We start from the raw sequence: 3,380 nt of genomic DNA, 5'->3' as shown, positions 1-3,380 counted from the left end.
GGGCCGCGGCGTTCGCGGCCCGGGCCCGGGGGTACTCGGAGAACTGGTCCAGGGGTGCGCAGACCCCGGTGAGCTGGGCGACGGCGAGCTGGGCCCATTCGTCGTCGGGGGAGCAGGCCAGGTGTGCTCGATCGCGCCTGGCGACCTCCTCGTCCCGTGTCAGAGTCCTCGACCGTGGAGGCGGCCACCCCGATGTCCTCGGCGAACCGGCCCGGCGAATCCGCGACGGTGAACGGATGCTCGTCGGTGGCCTTGGGTGCGAACCCGCCCACCGGACGTATCGGCTCGATCTCCCGAGCGGCGTCGCCCACCGCGACCTGCGCGCCGCCGACCTGCGCGACATGTGCCCGGGACTCGGCGACGAGGCGCTCGTGACGTTCCCGCGTGACGTTCCCGATCCGCTCCGACACGAGGACACCGCCTCGCTCCAGGCGGACACGACCACCCACCGTGGCCGACAAGGAGGTTTACCGCCCAGGCCACCGCAAGCGTGACGCCGCCCATTGCCTTCTTCGTAGAGCCCGGTTCGGGTTCGTGGCCTCCAGGGCCGCCCCCGGCAGGCGAGCAGTACACCGCCGCGACCTGCACCGCCCCAGCAGAACGCCGCACCGCATCCGGTGCCCGCGACGACGGCGGCGGTTCATCACACACCCGGCAGTACCGACGAGCGCCAGATCGTGACGCCACATCCCCGGTCGTCCGACCAGGTCAGCCATCAGAGCAGTCTTCAAAAACACTCACTCGACCGTGGGCAGCGTAGTGGTTCGTCCGCGGAGCCAGGCCAGCAGGCGTCGTGGAGTCGGTCGCAATGTGCCGGTCGGCAGGTGTCGGGGGGCCGGTTCGGCTCTCCTGGCTTGTTGGGCGAGTCGGTATTCGTCCGCCTCGCGGATCAGCTCATGGGAGCGGATCTGGTGCCACTCGAAGTGCATGCCGCTCGCTCCTACTGCTGGATTTCCAGAACGTCGGCGACCACGCAGCTGACGTTGTCGGGGTCGCCGGAGCCGTGGGCGAGGGTGATGAGTGCGCGGACCGCCTGCTCGGGCTCACTGATCTCGGAGAGCACCCGGTGGATCTCTTCGCTCGGCACGACGGTCGGCAGGCCGTCGGGGCAGAGCAGATACCGGTCTCCGCGCCGGGCATCGTGCAGGCGCATGTCCGGGGTGGTATCGGTTCCTTGGCCCAGGGCGCGTATCAGCAGTGACCGCTGGGGGTGGGAGGCGGCTTCTTCCGGGCTGAGGCGGCCTTCGTCGACCATCGACTGCACCACGGTGTGGTCGTGGGTGATCTGGAACAGCTCTCCGTCGCGCAGGAGGTAGACGCGGGAGTCGCCGATGTGGACGAGGGCGAGTTGCGATCCGGTCCAGAGCATCGCGGTGAGTGTGGTCCCGGCCTCTTCGGGGGAAGAGCCGGTGCCGGTGAGGCCGTGCACGGCTTGTTTGGCCTGTTCGACCGCGTCTTCGAGGACATTGAGGAGATTGCCCGCCGGGATGCTGTCGGTTTCGAGGTACTTGAGCGCGTCGACGGCGGCGGTGCTCGCGGAGGCTCCTTGACTGCCGTAGCCGTCGGCGACGGCGAGCAGGCGGGACCCGGCGTAGGCGGTGTCCTGGTTGCTCTCGCGGATGAGGCCGGTGTCGGAAAAAGCGGCGTGGATGCCCAGGGGCTTGACGATCGGGGACATGACAGGGTCCTTCCGGGACAGGTGGTCGATGAGGAAGGTGGCCAGGTCCCGCCGTGCGGCGGTGTCGGCTTCGACCTGGGCCCAGAACGCGCGGATCTCCTGGGCTGCCGCGTCTGCCTCCAGCGTGCAGACGCGCTGGATGCGGACCAGGGGCATCCCCAGGCGCCGGAGCCAGGCGACCAGTCGGGCTTGGTCCAGTTGTTCCGGTGCGTAGAGCCGGTAGCCGGTCACCGGGTCGACGCGAGCGGGGGCCAGCAGGCCGAGCTCGTCGTAAAGACGCAGTGCCTTCGGCGACAGCCGGGACGCCTTCGCGAACACCCCGATGGTCAGCAACCCCATGCTCATTCCTCCTCATGCCGGGCAGGCGCCCGGCCCAACCGATGCTGTGGCCTCCCCCAAGGTGAAGGTCAACCAAGGGTTCCGCTCGGCCGTGTGCGACGGTCTCGACCGATGCCGAGCTGTCCCGTCCCAGGTAGATCCGGGCATCGTAGGCCGTTGACCAGGCCAGGGCTTTGGCGGACTGCTCGCTGCCGCCCCACGGGGCCGGCCGGTCGAACTCCGCGTCGTTGATCAGGACGTACCCGGCCCGAATCCGCTCCGCGACCAGGCGGGCCGCCTCCCGGCCGGCACTGGTGACGTACGCCGCGCAACGATGCGGGCAGCTGTGTTGTCGGTATTTCGCGCAGGCCGCCACCTCCAAGGGCTCCCGGACGTGAGATCTGTTTCCAGCAAGGCGGGTGTCAGGAGACACGGGCTTCAGCGGAAGGTGCGCCGGGCGGCACCGGCGCGCTGTCCACCTCGCGATGCCGCGGAGCGACTCGGTACGGGCTCAGCCGCCGGCCGTGCGCCACGCCTCGTCACCCAGGCCGCCCAAGGAGGGCACGGCGTCGATCAGCGCCCGGGTCACCGGATGTCTCGGCGAACCCAGCACCGTCTCCTCAACGCTCCCGTACTCGACGACCGTGCCCTGCTCCAGGACGGCGACGGAACCGCCCAGCCGTGGCGCGACCGTGAGATCGTGCGTGACGACGACCAGCGCCGTACCGCTCTCTCTGCGCAGTACGTCGAGCAGGGCGACCACCGAGGCGGCCGAGGTGGGATCGAGCGCGCTGGTCACCTCGTCGCACAGCAGCACCCGGGGCCGGGCGGCGAGCGCCCGCGCCAGGGCCACACGCTGGCGCTGCCCACCCGACAGGGCGGCCGGCCGGCGCGTCGCGAACGACCTGTTCAGCCCGACCGACTCCAGCAGTCGGCCGACCTCTTCGGAGACGGCCGCCTCGTCGCGCACGGTCCCGAACAGCCGCAGGGGCCTGCCCACGATGGTGGCGACGGTGTGGGCGGGGTTCAGCGAGTCGTAGGGGTTCTGCGCGACCAACTGGACGGCACGCAGGCTGTCCCGGTCCCGCGCATCCACGGTCCGGCCCAGCGGCGTGTCCGTCAGCCGCACCTCGCCGTCCCACCTCGGGTGCAGTCCGGCGAGGCAGCGCAGCAGCGTCGTCTTGCCGCTTCCAGAGGCGCCGACAACGGTCAGGCAGCCCGCGTCCGCGACGGTCAGAGAGATGTCCGACAGCACGGCCGGGCCCCCTCGGCCGTGCCGTGCCGTGAGCCCCCGCACGCGCAGCACCGGCGTCCCTTGCGGAGAGCCGGAGCCTACGGCGGCCGACGCGTGGGCCGGCCCCGGCCCCGAGGGGGCGGTCAGGGC

The 3,380-nt window shown here is 70.9% G+C and carries 3 protein-coding genes and 1 pseudogene; all 4 read right to left on the bottom strand.

Annotated elements, in window-relative coordinates; all coding sequences use genetic code 11:
• Window positions 1–410 (bottom strand): annotated as a pseudogene (locus tag ACFU99_RS38160) (hypothetical protein); the annotation flags it as partial.
• Between the two features lie 327 nt (window positions 411–737).
• The gene (locus tag ACFU99_RS38155; RefSeq protein ID WP_384401643.1) at window positions 738–929 is read right to left on the bottom strand and encodes a hypothetical protein; all 192 of its coding nucleotides are present in this window, start codon (window positions 927–929) and stop codon (window positions 738–740) included.
• 11 nt (window positions 930–940) lie between these two features.
• A complete protein-coding gene (locus ACFU99_RS38150) occupies window positions 941–2,017 on the bottom strand; it encodes a protein phosphatase 2C domain-containing protein (protein WP_384401641.1) in 1,077 nt (358 codons plus the stop codon).
• Window positions 2,018–2,507: 490 nt separating this feature from the next.
• A partial coding sequence (locus ACFU99_RS38145) for an ATP-binding cassette domain-containing protein (RefSeq protein WP_384401638.1) occupies window positions 2,508–3,380 on the bottom strand: 873 nt, incomplete at its 5' end.

It is taken from the genome of Streptomyces sp. NPDC057654 (genome assembly GCF_042800135.1).
Taxonomy (GTDB): domain Bacteria; phylum Actinomycetota; class Actinomycetes; order Streptomycetales; family Streptomycetaceae; genus Streptomyces.
The sequence above is the reverse complement of the archived record's forward strand: the minus strand, read 5'-3'. Positions and strand labels throughout refer to the sequence as shown.